This window comes from Kaistia sp. MMO-174 (assembly GCF_037147815.1).
GTDB lineage: Bacteria > Pseudomonadota > Alphaproteobacteria > Rhizobiales > Kaistiaceae > Kaistia > Kaistia nematophila.
Genome location: NZ_JBBCUO010000008.1, coordinates 40,004 through 55,346, shown reverse-complemented (window position 1 = coordinate 55,346; position 15,343 = coordinate 40,004). Strand labels below are relative to the sequence as shown.

At 67.2% G+C, this 15,343-nt stretch carries 15 protein-coding genes; 9 read left to right on the top strand and 6 right to left on the bottom strand.

Annotated elements, in window-relative coordinates; translation table 11 throughout:
• Positions 1-2: 2 nt before the first annotated feature.
• The 9 genes from WFK98_RS25915 to WFK98_RS25875 all read left to right on the top strand — a co-directional run bounded on the left by WFK98_RS25915 (position 3) and on the right by WFK98_RS25875 (position 6,981).
• Positions 3-182: a hypothetical protein gene (locus tag WFK98_RS25915; protein WP_336802324.1), complete on the top strand. Its 180-nt coding sequence runs from the start codon at positions 3-5 to the stop codon at positions 180-182.
• Between the two features lie 48 nt (positions 183-230).
• The gene (locus WFK98_RS25910; protein WP_266340504.1) at positions 231-644 is read left to right on the top strand and encodes an OsmC family protein; all 414 of its coding nucleotides are present in this window, start codon (positions 231-233) and stop codon (positions 642-644) included.
• 62 nt (positions 645-706) lie between these two features.
• Complete coding sequence (locus WFK98_RS25905) at positions 707-1,213, top strand: nucleoside deaminase (RefSeq protein WP_266340505.1); 507 nt, start codon at positions 707-709, stop codon at positions 1,211-1,213.
• Positions 1,214-1,360: 147 nt separating this feature from the next.
• Entirely contained in the window at positions 1,361-2,959 is a 1,599-nt protein-coding gene (locus WFK98_RS25900; protein WP_266340506.1) for an ABC transporter substrate-binding protein, read from the top strand.
• A complete protein-coding gene (locus WFK98_RS25895) occupies positions 2,960-4,039 on the top strand; it encodes an ABC transporter permease (protein ID WP_336802323.1) in 1,080 nt (359 codons plus the stop codon).
• Positions 4,036-4,902: an ABC transporter permease gene (locus tag WFK98_RS25890; protein WP_336802322.1), complete on the top strand. Its 867-nt coding sequence runs from the start codon at positions 4,036-4,038 to the stop codon at positions 4,900-4,902. Before WFK98_RS25895 ends, WFK98_RS25890 begins: the two co-directional genes overlap by 4 nt.
• A complete protein-coding gene (locus tag WFK98_RS25885; protein ID WP_336802321.1) occupies positions 4,895-5,737 on the top strand; it encodes an ABC transporter ATP-binding protein in 843 nt (280 codons plus the stop codon). Before WFK98_RS25890 ends, WFK98_RS25885 begins: the two co-directional genes overlap by 8 nt.
• Positions 5,734-6,450 (top strand): ABC transporter ATP-binding protein, encoded by a 717-nt coding sequence (locus WFK98_RS25880; RefSeq protein ID WP_266340510.1) that lies wholly within the window; start codon positions 5,734-5,736, stop codon positions 6,448-6,450. The genes WFK98_RS25885 and WFK98_RS25880 overlap by 4 nt, the downstream gene beginning before the upstream one ends.
• Before the next feature lie 24 nt (positions 6,451-6,474).
• Positions 6,475-6,981, top strand: coding sequence for a heme-degrading domain-containing protein (locus tag WFK98_RS25875; protein WP_266340511.1), 507 nt, complete (start codon positions 6,475-6,477; stop codon positions 6,979-6,981).
• 380 nt (positions 6,982-7,361) lie between these two features.
• Here the strand turns inward: WFK98_RS25875 and WFK98_RS25870 are convergent, their stop codons facing one another.
• The 6 genes from WFK98_RS25870 to WFK98_RS25845 all read right to left on the bottom strand — a co-directional run bounded on the left by WFK98_RS25870 (position 7,362) and on the right by WFK98_RS25845 (position 15,272).
• On the bottom strand, positions 7,362-8,228 hold the full coding sequence (locus tag WFK98_RS25870) for an RNA polymerase factor sigma-32 (protein ID WP_266340512.1): 867 nt from the start codon (positions 8,226-8,228) through the stop codon (positions 7,362-7,364).
• A 233-nt stretch (positions 8,229-8,461) separates the two neighbouring features.
• Positions 8,462-9,055: a CarD family transcriptional regulator gene (locus tag WFK98_RS25865; RefSeq protein WP_266340513.1), complete on the bottom strand. Its 594-nt coding sequence runs from the start codon at positions 9,053-9,055 to the stop codon at positions 8,462-8,464.
• Positions 9,056-9,520: 465 nt separating this feature from the next.
• Complete coding sequence (gene fdxA, locus WFK98_RS25860; protein WP_266340514.1) at positions 9,521-9,859, bottom strand: ferredoxin FdxA; 339 nt, start codon at positions 9,857-9,859, stop codon at positions 9,521-9,523.
• Between the two features lie 119 nt (positions 9,860-9,978).
• Positions 9,979-10,383 (bottom strand): RNA-binding S4 domain-containing protein, encoded by a 405-nt coding sequence (locus tag WFK98_RS25855; RefSeq protein WP_336802320.1) that lies wholly within the window; start codon positions 10,381-10,383, stop codon positions 9,979-9,981.
• 18 nt (positions 10,384-10,401) lie between these two features.
• On the bottom strand, positions 10,402-13,578 hold the full coding sequence (locus WFK98_RS25850) for a helicase-related protein (protein ID WP_442907480.1): 3,177 nt from the start codon (positions 13,576-13,578) through the stop codon (positions 10,402-10,404).
• An 836-nt stretch (positions 13,579-14,414) separates the two neighbouring features.
• Positions 14,415-15,272 carry a DUF3108 domain-containing protein gene (locus tag WFK98_RS25845; protein ID WP_336802318.1) on the bottom strand — a complete coding sequence of 286 codons (858 nt, stop codon included), beginning with the start codon at positions 15,270-15,272 and terminating at the stop codon, positions 14,415-14,417.
• Positions 15,273-15,343 lie beyond the last annotated feature (71 nt).

The window sequence follows — 15,343 nt, the reverse complement described above, 5'->3', positions numbered from 1 at the left end:
CGATGACGCTTGCCAACGACGTTCCTTCCGACCTTCCCCGTTTTTTCTCGTTCTTCCAGGCCCCCGAGCCGAAGGCCAGCCTGGCGAAGCGCCCGCCCGAGGCGCGTGAACTGGACAAGGCCGATGATGCCGACACGACGTCGGATTTCGTCTGGGCGCTTGCCTATTGGCCCTGGCTGTAGCACTCGAAGGGGCGGGCTGCGGTCCGGCCCGCCCTTCGAGGATGAAGCATGAACGCCACGATCCGAACCCGCGCCGTTGGCGCCACTGCCACGGCGACCCGTGACGGCCTGCCGGAAGTCACCAGCGAAACCGGCGGCCATCTCTCGGTCGTGACTCGGCCCTCTGCCGAGGGTTTCAATCCTCTCGATCTGATGAGCGCGTCGCTCTCCGCCTGCATCGTGTTGAGCGTCCAGATCGCGGCGCGGCGGGAAGGCTGGCTCGACCAGATCGAGCAGGTTTCGGCCAAGGTCATCCCGGAAAAGGCGCATGACGAGCCGTCGCGCGTGGAGCGCTTCGTCACCACGGTGACCATCGAAGGGCCGCTCGACGAGGCGAAGAAGGCGCATCTGATCGAGGCGGCGGAAACGATCTGCACCGTCTCGAACACGCTTCGCGCCGGCGCTGCGGTCACGAGCAGCTAGGCTCTGTCCGGCTGGCGTCGAATTTGCAAAGCTCGGCGCATCTTTCGCTGGGAGCAAAGCACATGACCACGCCAGGCCCGACCTCGCCGCCGCCGCTCGATCACGAGCATTTCCTTCGCCTCGCCTTTGCCGTGGCGCGGCGCTCGCTGGAGGGCGGCTCGCATCCGTTCGGCGCGATCCTGGTCGGGCCGGACGGCAGCGTGCTGATGGAGCAGGAAAACGCCTTCCAGCCGGATCACGACATGACCGGCCATGCCGAGCGCGTGCTGATGACGCGGGCATCGAAGGCCTATGAGCCGGGCTTTCTGCGCGGCTGCACGATGTACACCTCGGCCGAACCCTGCGCGATGTGCTCGGGCGCTGCCTATTGGGCGGGCATCGGCCGCGTCGTCTATGGCCTCGGCGAGCACGAGATGAAGGCGATTACCGGCGACCATCCCGAGAATCCGACGCTGGATCTGCCCTGCCGGATCGTGTTCGCCGCCGGCCAGCGGCCGATCGAGGTGATCGGACCGATGCTGGTCGAGGAGGCGACCGCCCTGCATGACGGCGTCTGGGGCGAAGGCTGACGCGCGTCGGCGCCGGTTGTCGACCGTTTTTTTCACCATCCGATCAAACCGCGCAATCGCCACCGTTGCGAAGCCCTGCGCGGAGTGGTTCCATCCGGCGGGCGGGATGGCCGGTGGAGGGCTCCCCGACTGCTATGGAGATTTCACATGACCATCCGCTTCCTGACCGCGACGGCGCTTGCCGGCGCGATTGCGCTTGGTGGCCTGTTCGCGGCGCCGTCCGCCATCGCGGCGACGCCGAAGGACCTGTTGATAGTCGCGCAGGCGATCGACGACATCGTCAGCCTCGACCCGGCCGAAGGCTTCGAGCTCACCTCGGTGCAGTCCTTCAACAGCCTGTATCAGCGGCTGATCCAGTCGAATCCGAACGAGCCGACCAAGCTCGATCCGGTGCTGGCCGAAAGCTGGGTTGTGGCGCCGGAAGGCAATGCGATCACCTTCAAGATCCGTGACGGCGCGACCTTCTCGTCCGGCAATCCCGTCCGCGCCGACGACGTCATCTACTCGCTGTCTCGCGCGGTAAAACTCGGCAAGTCGCCGGTGTTCATCCTGAATGAGCTCGGCTGGACCGCCGACAATGTCGACGGCTTCCTCACCAAGGTCGATGACAGCCACGTCAAGGTTTCCTGGCCGGCCAAGGTCGGCCCGTCCTTCGCGCTGTCGATCCTCTCCGCCCCGGTCGCCTCGATCGTCGACCAGAAGGAAACCGAGGCGCATGCCAAGGACGGCGATTTCGGCAATGCCTGGCTGCACACGGCCTCGGCCGGCTCCGGCCCGTTCAAGATCCGCGCCTACCAGCCGCATGAGGCGCTCGTCCTCGACGCCAATGCTTCCTCGCCGACCGGCGCGCCGAAGCTGAAGGGCATCATCTTCAAGAACGTCGCCGACCCGGCCGCCCGCCGCCTGCTGATCGAGCAGGGCGATGCCGACATCGCCCGCGACCTTGGCGCCGACCAGATCGCGGCGCTGACCGGCAAGCCCGGCATCAACGTTCTGTCGGCCCCCTCGGCCGAGATCGACTACCTGGCCTTCAACGTCGCCAGCAAGGACAACCCGAATTCGAAGAACCCGGCGCTCTGGGAAGCCGCGCGCTACCTCGTCGACTATGAGGGCATCGCCAAGAACCTGCTGAAGGGCCAGTCGGCCGTGCATCAGGGCTTCATCCCGAAGGGCTTCGCCGGCTCGCTCGACGACACGCCGTTCCATCTCGACGTCGAGAAGGCGAAGGGCATCCTGAAGGCGGGCGGCATCGATGGCGGGATCACCGTCAAGCTCGACGTGATCAACCAGCCGCCCTACACCGACATCGCCCAGGCGATCCAGGCGACCTTCGCCGAGGCCGGCATCAAGCTGGAGATCCAGCCCTCCGTCGCCAGCCAGTTCTATTCGAAGATCCGCTCGCAGGGCCACGAGGCGGCGCTGCTGTTCTGGATCCCGGATTATTTCGACCCGCACTCCAACGCCTCGGCCTTCGCGCTCAATCGCGACGACGGCACCAAGACGGTCGCCTGGCGCAATGGCTGGGTGATTCCGGAGCTCTCCGACAAGACCCAGGCCGCCGTCGAAGAACAGGATGCGGAGAAGCGCGCGGCGGACTATAAGGCTATTCAGCTTGAGGTTCAGCAGAAGTCGCCCTTCGTCGTCCTCCTGCAGCCGAACAACCAGATCGTGCTGCGCGACAACGTCAAGGGCTTCATCCAGGGCCTCAATGCGGATCAGGTCTATTTCGCAGGGGTCGAGAAGTAATTGACGGATTCCAGCGGCCGCCTCGCGGCCCCTGAGCTTCTTCCCCGTCGGCCTCGCGGCCGGCGGGGACTTTCGTTTCTCGCGGGCCTCGCCAACTGGCTGGTGACCCTGGCGATAACCCTGCTCGGCCTGATGGTCGTCACCTTCGCGCTGGCCGAGCTTTCGCCGGCCGATCCGGCGCTTCATCTCGCCGGCGACAAGGCGAGCGAGGCGACCTATCAGGCGGCGCGCCAGTCGCTCGGCCTCGACAATCCGCTGCCGCAGCGCTTCCTTTCCTATGTCGGCAATGTCCTGACCGGCAATCTCGGCACCTCCTGGTCGACCAACCAGCCCGTCTTCACCGACATTCTCCGCGTCTTCCCGGCGACGCTGGAGCTCGCCACCGTCGCCATCCTCTTCGGCGCGCTGATCGGCGTGGCGCTCGGCGTCATCGCGGCGCTCCGGCCGCGTGGGCTGATCGACGGCCTCGTCCGCATCTTCTCGCTGATCGGCTATTCGGTGCCGATCTTCTGGCTCGGCCTCCTGTTCCTGCTGCTCTTCTATGCGCGGCTGCACTGGGCCGCGGGCCCCGGCCGGCTCAGCGACATCTACGCCTACACGATCACGCCGGTGACCGGCTTCTACCTGATCGACACCGCGCTCTGGGGCGAGGAGGGCTCGTTCGTCGACACGCTCTCGCATCTCGTGCTGCCGGCGACCGTGCTCGCCATCCATTCGCTCGCCTCGATCTCGCGGCTGACGCGCGCGAGCCTGCTCGGCGAGCGCGGCAAGGAATACGCCGTCGCCGCCCGCGCCAAGGGCGTCGGCGAGGTGCGGCTGATGTTGACGCATCTGCTCCCCACCGTCGCCGGAACCGTGCTGACGGTGATCGCGCTCGCCTATGCGACCCTGCTCGAGGGCGCGGTGCTGACCGAGACCGTGTTCGGTTGGCCAGGCCTCGGCCGCTACATGACGACGGCGATCTTCGCCTCCGACATGCCGGCCGTGCTCGGCGGCACGCTCGTCATCGGCGTCTGCTTCGTGATCGTCAACGCGATCACCGACATTCTCGCCCGCATCGTCGATCCGAGGCTGTCATGACCAATCTTCCGCTCACGGTCGCCGTCGCCCCCAACCGGCTTTCGCTGGCGAAATTCGCCCGCCGCTCGCCCTCGGCCGCCATCGGCGCCGGGCTGGTGGTGCTGATCCTGCTCGTTGCGCTGTTCGCGCCGTGGCTCGCGCCCTACGACCCGATCGCACAGGACGTCGCCAACCGACTGATGCCGCCCTCGGCGGCGCACTGGTTCGGCACGGACGGCTTCGGCCGCGACCTGCTTTCGCGCCTGATCTACGGCACCCGCCCGACCCTGATGCTGCTCGCCATCGTCATCCTGCTGACGACGCCGATCGGCATCGCCATCGGTATCGTCGCCGGCTTCTATGGCGGCATCGTCGAGCGCATCCTGATGCGCATCACCGACATCGCCATGGCCTTCCCGAAGCTGGTGCTGGCGCTCGCCTTCGTCGCCGTGCTCGGCGCCGGCCTCGTCAATGGCGCGCTGGCCCTGGCGCTGACCGCCTGGCCCGCCTATGCGCGCCAGACCCGCGCCGAGACCGTCGCGCTGCGCAAGAGCGACTATCTCGCCGCGGCCGAGATGATGGGCATCACCGGCCCGCGCCTGCTGTTCGGCCATGTCCTGCCGCTGGTGCTCCCCGGCGCCATCGTGCGCATGGCGCTCGACCTTGGCGGCATCATCCTGATCGCGGCCGGCCTCGGCTTCCTCGGCCTCGGCGTCCGTCCGCCGACGCCGGAATGGGGCGCGATGGTCGCCGACGGCACGCAGGTGATTTTCGACCAGTGGTGGGTGGCGGCGACGCCGGGCGCGGCGATCCTCCTGACCAGCTTCGCCTTCAACCTCCTGAGCGATGGGCTCCGTGACCTGATGGACCCGCGCAATGGATGATCCGACCCTTCTCAATGTCGAGCGGCTTTCCGTCCGCTTTCCCTCTGATCGCGGCCCGGTCGAGGTCGTGCACGGCATCTCCTTTGCCATGGGCGCGGAAAAGCTCGGCCTCGTCGGCGAATCCGGCTCCGGCAAGTCGATGACGGCGCGCGCGCTGATCGGACTGGTGGCGAAGCCCGGCCGCGTCACCGCCGACCGGCTGACGCTCGACGGCGCCGATCTCGCGGCGCTCTCGCCCCGGCAGTGGAAGCACTGGCGCGGCTCGAAGATCGGCTTGGTGCTGCAGGATCCGAAATTCGCGCTCGATCCGGTCATGAGCATCGGCCGCCAGGTCGAGGAGCCGCTGAAGCTGCATACCAGCGCCTCGAAGGCGGAGCGGCGCGAGCGGGCGCTGACGATGCTGGAGGCCGTCGGCCTGCCGGACCCTCTGCGAGCCTATCATTCCTATCCGCACCAGCTTTCCGGCGGCATGGGCCAGCGCGTCATGCTGGCGGCGACGCTGATCGCCGAGCCGCGCCTGCTGATCGCCGACGAGCCGACCTCGGCGCTCGACCGCGACCTGCGCGACCAGGTGCTCGACCTGATGCTGAGGCTGGTCGACGAACGGCAGATGGGGCTGATCCTGATCAGCCATGATCTCGACCAGGTGGCGCGTTTCTGCGACCGGGCGCTCGTCATGTATCGCGGCGACATCGTCGATCGCCTGCCGGCGGCGGAGCTCGCGAATTCCGAGCATCCTTACACCAAGACGCTCTGGGCCTGCCGGCCGTCGCCGGAGACCTTCGGCACGCTGCTGCCGACGCTCGACCGCGTCCGCCTGGAGGCCGGCGCATGAGCCTCGTCGATATCAGCGATCTCAACGTCACCTTCCGCGACCAGGACGTCGGCCGCCATATCCTGCGCGGCATCACGGTCGCGATCGGGGAGGGCGAGACGTTCGGGCTGCTCGGGCCTTCCGGCTGCGGCAAGTCCACGCTGCTGCGCGTCATCGCCGGGCTGAACCGTGACTGGCATGGCTCGATGGCGCTTCTCGGCGCGCCCGTGGCGCCGCGCCGGCGCTTCACCGGGGCGCTGCGCCGGCAGGTGCAGATGGTGTTCCAGGATCCATACGCCTCGCTGCATCCGCGCCACAGGATCGGCCGCGCGCTGCGCGAGCCGCTCGTCGTCAACGGTCTCGACAATCCCGACAAGCGTGTCGCCGAGGCGCTCGCCGAAGTCGGGTTCGGCCCGGATGTCGCGGCGCGATATCCGCATCAGCTTTCCGGCGGCCAACGCCAGCGCATCGCCATCGCACGCGCCCTGCTGCTTCGGCCGAAGCTGCTGCTGCTCGACGAGCCGACCTCGGCGCTCGATATGTCCGTGCAGGCGGAAATCCTGAACCTGCTCGTCACGCTGAAGGCGCGCTTCGGCATGACTTTCGTGCTGGTCAGCCACGACCCGGACGTGATCGGCCATATGTGCGACCGCGCCGCGCGCATGGCGGAAGGGCGGATCGCCGCCACGTTCGACCGACCGGCCCTTGCCGCCGGCGCCGCCGCCGCGCGATGATCTCAGGAACATGGAGGGGAACGAATGAGCGACGAGGCCCTGCTGCAGGAACTTCTCGACCAGGAAAAGCGGCTGGTGTTCGACCGCTTCGACAACGACACGGCGATTGCGCTTGGCCAGCGCATCATCGAGCGGGCGCGGCTCGACGCGCTTTCGATCGTCGTGGAGATCGCCCGCGGCGAACAGCGGCTGTTCTACTGCGCGCTGGCCGGCACTTCCGCCGACAATGAATTCTGGGTAGCCGGCAAGACGGCGGTCGTGCGCCGCTACGGCCATTCCTCGTTCTACATGGGCCAGAAGGCGCGCGTGAAGGGTGTCGATTTCGCCACCGCGCAGCAGGTCGACCCGCACAAATATCTGCCGCATGGCGGCGCCTTCCCGATCATCGTCCGCCATGTCGGCATGGTCGGCACCGCGACGGTCTCCGGCCTGCCGCAGGCGGAGGACCATCGCCTGGTGGTGACGGTGATCGAGGAGATGCTGGCGGAGCTCCGCGACGGCGAGGCCCGCCCCGAGGTGTGGACGGCGTAGGCCCGGTACTCGCGCCTTCTTTCACCTCTCCCTGAGGGAGAGGTCGGAGCGCAGCCCCGGGTGAGGGTTTACGTCCTCTCCGGATGGTTCCCCAGACCCTCACCCGCCGCCCCGCGGGCGTCGACCTCTCCCTCAGGGAGAGGTGAAGGGAGAGCCTAACCCTCCCACGCTCGCCGTCATCCCGGACGGAGCCCCGGGATCCATGCAGCCGCGCCGACGACGAGCGGCGCGCTGCCTGAGGCACCTGCGCGGCCCCGATATGGATTCCTGCTTTCTTTCGCAGGAATGACGGATGTGTGGTGTCTAGGCTGCCGCTGTGCCCACGCAAGCCAGCTTCCCCGTCCTTTGGAAGGGGATAAGCTGTATCGGATCGGGCCGCTTCAGACGAAGTTGGCGCGGTCGGGGTGGTCGCGCAGCAGCGCCGCCTTCAGCTTCTCGATCGCCCGGCTCTCGATCTGGCGGACGCGTTCCTTGGAGATGCCCAGCGTCTCGCCGAGCGATTCCAGCGTCGCGCCTTCCTCGCGCAGCCGCCTCTCGCGCAGGATCCGCACCTCGCGGTCGGACAGCACCGCCATCGCGTCGTGCAGCCAGGTGACGCGCCGCTCGCTGTCGATGACGTCGCCGACCATCTGGTCGGGCAGGGGCGTCTCGTCGACGAGGAAGTCCTGCCGGTCGGAGCTGGCGGCCTCGGTGTCGTAGGCGGGGGCGTTGAGCGAGGTATCGGCGCTCGAGAGCCGCGCATCCATCAGCGCCACGTCATTGGTCGAGACGCCGACGGCGATGGCGATCTGCTGGTAGATCTGCTGGTTGGGGATCGGCACCGCGCCCTGCGAGAGCTTGGCCCGGAGACGGCGCAGGTTGAAGAAGAGCGCCTTCTGGGTCGAGCTGGTGCCGCCGCGCACGATCGACCAGTTGCGCAGGATGTAGTCCTGGATCGAGGCGCGGATCCACCAGGTCGCATAGGTCGAGAAGCGGACGTCGCGATCGGGCTCGAACCGGGCGGCCGCTTCCAGCAGGCCGACATGGCCCTCCTGGATCAGGTCGCTCATCGGCAGGCCGAAATGGCGGAAGCGTGAAGCGATGGCGATGACCAGCCGCATATGCGACGCGGCGAGCCGGTGCAGCGCCGCCTGATCCTTCACGTCGCGCCAACGCATGGCGAGATCTTTTTCCTCATCCCGCTCGAGATAGGGCGCCTGCATCGCCGCCTTGACGAATTGACGCCCAGAGATCGCCGATGTGCCCATGCGACCTGCTCCTGTCCTGGAAGGTTTCGTGCGCCCCGCTACTGACAAGACCAAGCCTACGCCGCGGTTCCGAAAAGGCGACGCACATTGGTGTGATGCAACCGTAAGAACGATGTGATGGCGACAGAGCGTCGCGGTCGCCGGGCTGCAGTCGATCCGGCGGTCCCTGAAGAGACGCATAAAAAAACGCCCGGCAAGCCGGGCGTTTTTGTCGAATTCCAGGACGGCGGGACTTATGCGGCCTCGTCGTGCTTCTCGTCGTCGCCGTCGATCTCGGCCGTGGTCTCTTCGTCGACCTTGCCGCCGCGCTTGGGGCTCTTGGCAAGGTTCTGCTCGATCTGGCGGACCGCTTCGGTCTCGGAGATCTCGTTCACGGCCGCGATCTCGCGCGACATGCGGTCGAGGGCCGCCTCATAGAGCTGGCGCTCGCTGTAGGACTGCTCCGGCTGGGTGTCCGAGCGATAGAGGTCGCGGACGACTTCGGAGATCTGGATCAGGTCGCCGGAGTTGATCTTCGCCTCGTATTCCTGGGCGCGACGGCTCCACATGGTGCGCTTGACGCGGGCGCGGCCACGGATGGTCTCGAGCGCCTTCTTGACGGTCGGTGCGTCCGAGAGCTTGCGCATGCCGACCGATCCCGCCTTCGCGACCGGGACGCGCAGCTTCATCTTGTCCTTCTCGAAGGCAATGACGAAGAGCTCAAGCTTGATGCCGGCCACTTCCTGCTCTTCGATGCCGACGATCTCGCCGACGCCATGCGCCGGATAGACGATGTGTTCGCCGGTCTTGAAATCGGAGCGCTGAGTGGTCTTCTTCAGGGTGGCCATACGCGTATCAACTCCGTTAAATTGGCGGGGCCCGGCTCGCCAAGCCAAGGGCCGGATTCGGACGAAACCCGTCTCATCCGTGGCTAAGGCAAACCCGACCGGTCCCGGAACAAGACGTTCCGGGGGCGACCCGGCCGGGGTCGCTCATCCACTGTCAGCCGATCAGGAAAACGCTCGCCCCATATGGGTTCTGTGCGCGCGCAATCAACATCGACGACGATCCATCGCCAGCGCGCCTTAATGTCGCGGCTGGACGACTTATCGCTTCAATGTTGAGGGTTGTTCACGAACAAAACACCAAAACGGTGCGGTGACGCCGTAAGTGGTTACCGACTGTATTTGTATATATATCACAAAATACCCAAAAATCAAAGCACTGCCGTCAGGGCGCGCCGGGGCGCCGCTGGGGCAGGCCGATCATCGGGTTCCGCGTCGGTCGGAGGGCGGCCGAAAGGCTGGCCCGGATCAGTCGCCTTCGCCGGGTTCGGCGGAGAACTGGGTGTCGAGCTTGTTGGCGACGCCGTCGAACTCGGCCGCTTCCGGGAGCGGGTCCTTGCGCACGGTGATGTTCGGCCACTTCTCGGCATATTCGGCGTTGAGCTTCAGCCACTTCTCGAGGCCCGGCTCGGTATCCGGCTTGATCGCCTCGGCCGGGCATTCCGGTTCGCAGACGCCGCAGTCGATGCATTCATCCGGGTGGATGACGAGCATGTTCTCGCCCTCGTAGAAGCAGTCCACCGGACACACTTCGACGCAATCCGTGTACTTGCAGCGGATGCAGTTGTCAGTCACGACATAGGGCAAGATCGTCTCCTCGGGCGAGCACGCTCCAAGCTCGCCGGCGTCGTCTGGGTAAACGCTTTAGTTGGACGGCGCAAGGATCGCGGATGCCGCAGCGCCGCTCCAAAGTCGAATGAATTTCCTCAATCTTCGTCGTCGCTTGGAAAATTCTCGCCATCGTCGTCCGAGACGGCGGAATGGAACGCGTCGAGCACCCGGCGATCACGCTTTGTCGGCCTCGGGCCGTTCCGCACCACCGGTTCGGTCAGGATCGCCGGCGGCGTCAGGTCCTCGTAGAGGCGCTGCGCCTCCGGGGCGGGACCGCGGCGCATGCCGGGGTCGAGGATCTTCACCACCCGCACCTGCCGCTCCAGAGACAGGGTGAGGACGTCGCCGGGCCGCACGAGGCGGCTCGGCGCGTCGATCTTGTCGCGATTGACCCGGACCTTGCCGGCCAGGACCAGCTTCTGGGCGATCGAGCGGCTCTTCGCGAAGCGGGCGAACCAGAGCCATTTGTCGATGCGCTGGCGTCCGGTCTCCTCGCTCATCGCCGCTCCGCGCCTGCCTCAGCCGCCGCGCTTCTTGGCTTCGAGGTCGGCCTTCAACGCCGCCAGCGCCGCGAAGGGCGAGTTCGGGTCGATCGGGCGCTCGCGGCGTGGCTCCTCGCGGCGGGGCTGCGGCGCATTCTGGCCCTGACGGTTGTCGCCGCCCTTGCCACGGTGCTCGCCACCCTTGCCGCGATGATCATTGCCGCGATGGTCGTTGCGGTCGCCCCGCTCCGGACGCGGACCGCGCTGCTGCTGCGGGCGGCCGCCCTGGCGGCGTCCGTCGCGTTCGCCGTCCTGCTGGCGGCCACGGCCGCCGTCGCGGCCTTCCGGCTTCGCCTCGCCGGCGCCGGCTTCCGCCGAGGCGCCATGCTGCGGACGACGGTCGCGGCGATGGTCGCGCTGCTGCGGCCGGCGGTCGAAGCGGCCGGGACGCCAGACATCGATCATCTCCGGCTCGGCCGGGACGGCCGGCTCGGCGTCGCCCGTTTCGAGCGACGGCGCCTCGACGACCGGGGTCGCGTCGGCCTCCGTCGCCTCTTCGGCGGTTTCGGCTTCGGTCGTGGTCTCCGTCCCCGCCTCGGTGACGGTGGTCTCGACGGTTTCCTCGGTCGTCGTCTCCGTCTCGGCGGCCGGCGCCTCCTCGGTGACGGTCTCGGTGGTCTCCACCGTCTCTTCCGAAACGACGGTCACGGCCGGGGCCGCTTCTTCCGCCACGGGCGCGGCCTTCGGCGGCGCCGGACGGCGGTCGAGGCGGTAGCCGAGCGACTTCAGCACGCCGGCGAAGTCCTCGCCCGAGCAGCCGAGCAGCGAGGTCATCGCCACGGTGACGGTGAAGCCGTTGCCGTCGACGGCGCCCTCGGGCGGCACGAGATTGTCGGAGGTCGGCTTCCAGGCGATCAGCGGGCGGATGATGTCCGCGAGCCGCTCGAGGATGTCGATGCGGACGGCGCGATTGCCGGCGATGCGATAGCCGACGACACGGTAGAGCGGGCGGGCGAAGCTCGGATCGACCGGCACCGTGGTGCGGCCGGTGGCCGAAAGCTGCGGCAGCTCGATCAGGCCCGGGGCGTCGAGGCCCTGGTTCTTCAGCGCCCAGAGCATGGCGTTCAGCGCGCTCGGGGCGGGCTTCAGCAGCGCCGGGACGTAGATGTGGTAGGCGCCGAAGCGGACGCCGAGCTTGCGCAGGCCCGAGCGGGCCTCCTGGTCGAGCGCCTTGATCTCCTCCGCGAGCTCGGAGCGCTCCAGCACGCCCTGGCCCTCGACGAGGCGGAAGGCGATGCCGCGGGCCGGACCCGAAAGCTCGACGCCGGCGAGCAGCTCGAACAGCGGCTTCAGCAGCGTCTCGATGTGGCTCTTCAGCCAGATGTCGACGCGGTCCTGCACGCGCTCGCGCGCCGGGCCGGTCAGGCCCTCATCGGCGAGCAGGATCAGGCGCGGGCGCAGCGCATCGTCGGTCGCGACGATGCGGGCCACCGGCGCGCCGAGCCAGCGCAGCGTGCCGTCGGTCGACAGCAGGAATTCGGGATTGGGCGCATTGCCGATCTTCTCGGCGCGGCGCTCGATCTCGCCGGCAAGCGCCTTCTGCGCCACGGCGCCGATCGCCTTGGCGTCCGGTCCGTCGGCCTGGGGATCTGGCGTGAAGCGGAAACCCTGCAGGCTTCCGACATGCTGTCCCTCGACCAGCACATCGCCGGAGGTCGTGATTTCTGCTTCAAGCATGGCGTTTTCTCTAAGCCGCTTCATCAGTACACTGGTGCGCCGATCCACGAAACGCTGGGTGAGCCTTTCGTGGAGCGCATCGGAAAGACGATCCTCTATCGCGCGGGTGCGCTCCTGCCAATGGCGAGGATCCTTAAGCCAGTTAGGCCGGTTTGCCGCAAAGGTCCATGTCCGAATGTGCGCAATGCGGTTGGCGAGCGTATCGATATCGCCATCTGTGCGATCTGCAAAGGCGACCTGACGCTTAAACCAGTCATCCGGCACCGCCCCTTCGCGCGCGACGAAGGTGAAGATATCGCCGACCAGCTCGGCATGATTAGCCGGTGCAATGCGTCGATAATCGGGCGTCTGGCAAATATCCCACAGCAGTTCGAGCCGTTCGCGCCGGTCGGCCAGCGCCCGGATGCCGGGATCGCGGGCGAGGATTTCGAGCACCGTCACGTCTTCGGAAGGCGGCGCCTTCGACAGGCCTTCCATGCCCGGCGGCCGGTCCAGGCTGGCGCGCAGCGCGTCGATCGAACGGAAATCGAGCGCACGATTGCGCCATTGCAGCGTCCGGACCGGCATGAAGTGGTGGCTCTCGAGCGCCTCGATCAGCTCGTCCTCGAAGGGATCGACCTGGCCGGTGACCCCGAAGCTGCCGTCGCGGGTGTGGCGGCCGGCGCGGCCGGCGATCTGGCCGAGCTCGGCCGCCGTCAGCCGGCGATACTGGAACCCGTCAAACTTGCGCTCCTGCGCGAAGGCGACATGGTCGACATCGAGATTGAGGCCCATGCCGATCGCGTCGGTGGCGACGAGAAAATCGACATCGCCCGACTGATAAAGCTCGACCTGGGCGTTTCGCGTGCGCGGCGAGAGCGATCCCAGCACGACGGCGGCGCCGCCGCGCTGGCGCCGAATCAGCTCCGCCACCGCATAGACCTCGTCGGCCGAGAAGGCGACGACGGCCGAGCGGCGTGGCAGGCGGGTGATCTTCTTCGAGCCGGCATAGGTCAGCATCGACATGCGCGGCCGGGTGATCACCTCGATGCCGGGCAGCAGCTTTTCCAGGATGCCTCGCATGGTGGCGGCGCCGAGAAGCAGCGTCTCGTCGCGCCCGCGCAGATTGAGCAGCCGGTCGGTGAAGACATGGCCGCGGTCGAGATCGGCGGCGAGCTGGATCTCGTCGATCGCCACGAAGGAAACGTCCGTGTGCGAGGGCAGCGCCTCCACCGTGCAGACGCGAAAACGCGGATTGGGCGGGACGATCTTTTCCTCGCCGGTGATCAGCGCCACCGATTCCGTGCCGATGCGGGCGGCGATGCGGCCATAGACCTCGCGCGCGAGCAGGCGCAGCGGCAGGCCGATGATCCCCGAGGAATGCGCCAGCATTCGCTCGATCGCCAGATGCGTCTTGCCGGTGTTTGTCGGACCCAGGACGGCAGTGACGTTGCGCCCGCCCGCTCCGGCGCCTGGTGGTCTTGTCCGTTCATTCATATCGCGGGCAGTCTCACTTCCAGATCAACGCTTCCGAGCCTGTTCTGTATCTTATCGGCACACAAAACAGACTCGAATTCTTGCCGCAGACGGTCCCGATTAAACTTTGGAACCTTTCTGGAACAAACGATGTCCGAATCGCTGACTCGCCGGAAATCGCGTTCTGTTCACCACCATATATGTGCCGGCCATCCGGAAGCGCCACGAAATAGTGCCGCAGCCGCCGTCGCGCGGACCGGAGCGGCCCTTTCGGCGTTAACGCTTTCACCCTTGGCGCCATGCCGGCATGGTTAGCGAAAGGTGAATGATTTCAACCCATTCCACGCGGTGCCGTTTAAGAATTCGATCGAATCCGGAACGGAGCATGGACGAATCGCTGGCGAATCGCGGTTCCCGATTCGTGCCGACTAGCGCTGGTGGGCGGTTGCCGTTCAGACCCCATCGGCGGGGCGCGCGCCCGATTGGCGGCAAGGGCCGTTCCGCCCGATGGTGTATCTCGGCCCTGTCGGGATTAACGGATGGCCCGGACCGTGTCGCAATTCGAGACAGGCGGCATTCGCGCCCGGTCGGACAAACGGCGTCTATCGCGGCATTGCGACAGCGCGATGGCACGTCCTTGCGTATGTGAGGAAGAAAGGCCCTCACCCCAGCCCTCTCCCGCGAGCGGGCGAGGGGGCGGGCGGAGCCGGTCGGACGCCGGCATCATTCTGTCCGTTGTCCAGGGAGATGCGGCCTCTAACCCGTCCGCCGGCGGCAAAGCCCTCGCCCGCTCGCGGGAGAGGGTGGGGTGAGGGGCTTGCTTGCAGTTGGAGGCTGGCGGACCGTAGCCCGGAGTCTCACTCCACCGAGGCGCGCTGGCTCTCGGCCTCGCCGACGAAGCGGGAGGCGTGGATCGTCAGCATGCCGACCTCGGTCCCGATCTGCATCCGGTAGGGCATCATCACGCCGAGCGCCTCGACCGGCGCCAGCCAGACCTCGAGCGCTTTGTTGTTTTCCATGTATTCGATCGCCTCGCGCGTCGGCCGGTGGCCGGCGACGGGGACGTAGCGCGCGCCGCAGACGACGACCGAGCCCTTGTAGGAGCCGTTCAGGCCGTCGACCTCGGCCGTGCCCTTGTAATAGAGCTTGACGTCGAAGCGCTGCCAGCCGTCGAAGACGGGAACCGTGCGGTTGCAGGCGGCCGTCATGTTGCCCTTGGGCAGCGGCACGATCATCGCGCTCAGGGGATCGAAGATGTTGCGCTTGTGCTGTGGCAAGAGCGGCACGCGGTCGGCCTTCTTGGCGAGCGGCGGCAGGGCGGCGACCTGGACGATGTTGCCGGCGTTCATCTGCATCGAGACGCTGCTGTTGCGCTGGCCGTTCTCGCTGGTGTCGAGCAGGTAGGCGGCCGGCAGGACGCGCGAGCCGACGATGCTGCCGCTGCTCTTCAGGAAGCCCTTGCCGTCGGAGACGAAGCGGGTGACGCCGCTGGTCGTGCCGCGCACCGTGATGGTGTAGCCCTTGCCGTCGAAAACCGTGTCGAGGGCGAAACGACCGATGGTGATGCCGCCGAGCAGGATGGTATAGCTGGCGTCGACCTTGCCGGATTGCGGGCCGGCAGGCGCGGCCTGGGCGATCGGCGCGACCGAAGTCGTGGGCGCGGCGCCGAGGAGGGCCGGCAGGACAAGGGCGCGGAGGATGCGGAGCGGTCGCATGAAAAGGGTTCCGTCGAAGGAGCGGCCAAGGCCGATTCCCGTCCCGGGATCGGCTCCAGCTTCGTGGTCGT

Coding starts and splice junctions, on each gene's coding strand:
- WFK98_RS25915 (WP_336802324.1), top strand. CDS start 3: ATGACGCTTGCCAACGACGTTCCTTCCGACCTTCCCCGTTTTTTCTCG.
- WFK98_RS25910 (WP_266340504.1), top strand. CDS start 231: ATGAACGCCACGATCCGAACCCGCGCCGTTGGCGCCACTGCCACGGCG.
- WFK98_RS25905 (WP_266340505.1), top strand. CDS start 707: ATGACCACGCCAGGCCCGACCTCGCCGCCGCCGCTCGATCACGAGCAT.
- WFK98_RS25900 (WP_266340506.1), top strand. CDS start 1,361: ATGACCATCCGCTTCCTGACCGCGACGGCGCTTGCCGGCGCGATTGCG.
- WFK98_RS25890 (WP_336802322.1), top strand. CDS start 4,036: ATGACCAATCTTCCGCTCACGGTCGCCGTCGCCCCCAACCGGCTTTCG.
- WFK98_RS25885 (WP_336802321.1), top strand. CDS start 4,895: ATGGATGATCCGACCCTTCTCAATGTCGAGCGGCTTTCCGTCCGCTTT.
- WFK98_RS25880 (WP_266340510.1), top strand. CDS start 5,734: ATGAGCCTCGTCGATATCAGCGATCTCAACGTCACCTTCCGCGACCAG.
- WFK98_RS25875 (WP_266340511.1), top strand. CDS start 6,475: ATGAGCGACGAGGCCCTGCTGCAGGAACTTCTCGACCAGGAAAAGCGG.
- WFK98_RS25870 (WP_266340512.1), bottom strand. CDS start 8,228: ATGGGCACATCGGCGATCTCTGGGCGTCAATTCGTCAAGGCGGCGATG.
- WFK98_RS25865 (WP_266340513.1), bottom strand. CDS start 9,055: ATGGCCACCCTGAAGAAGACCACTCAGCGCTCCGATTTCAAGACCGGC.
- WFK98_RS25855 (WP_336802320.1), bottom strand. CDS start 10,383: ATGAGCGAGGAGACCGGACGCCAGCGCATCGACAAATGGCTCTGGTTC.
- WFK98_RS25850 (WP_442907480.1), bottom strand. CDS start 13,578: ATGAATGAACGGACAAGACCACCAGGCGCCGGAGCGGGCGGGCGCAAC.
- WFK98_RS25845 (WP_336802318.1), bottom strand. CDS start 15,272: ATGCGACCGCTCCGCATCCTCCGCGCCCTTGTCCTGCCGGCCCTCCTC.